Source organism: Shewanella sp. S1-49-MNA-CIBAN-0167 (assembly GCF_040310145.1).
In the GTDB taxonomy this organism is placed as follows: domain Bacteria; phylum Pseudomonadota; class Gammaproteobacteria; order Enterobacterales; family Shewanellaceae; genus Shewanella; species Shewanella psychromarinicola.
On the sequence record NZ_JBEOPO010000142.1, the window covers coordinates 1 to 355 of the forward strand.

At 38.0% G+C, this 355-nt stretch carries 1 protein-coding gene; it reads left to right on the forward strand.

Features of this window, described 5'->3' with window-relative positions:
• Window positions 1-355, forward strand: a 355-nt coding sequence (locus tag AAEZ00_RS20730) for a type 2 periplasmic-binding domain-containing protein (protein WP_502959350.1), incomplete at both ends; no start/stop codon positions are given.

Here is a 355-nt window from a genome sequence, read left to right on the forward strand (position 1 = left end):
GTGTTGGTCGTGGTATTGAACCTACAGCAACAGGGTTACATATATTTAATACTGTTCAGCCAATGCTAGATACCATTGAACAAACTTTGATGGGAGTTAAAGCGTTCGATCCCAGTACCTCTAGAAGAGTTTTTACCATTTATGCCAATGAAGCTGTTATCGATTTATTACAACCGCAATTAGATACAGCATTAGCTAATTTGTCTGTCAGGGTGGTGCTACGTAATTCACCAGTATTAGAGGCGGAACAGTTTCAAGACTTACAAATGCAAAAAGTAGATTTGGTAGTGGATATTATGCCGCCAAAACTAAAAATGTTTAGTTTTAAAAAGGTCGCCCAAGAGCGGATTATTTG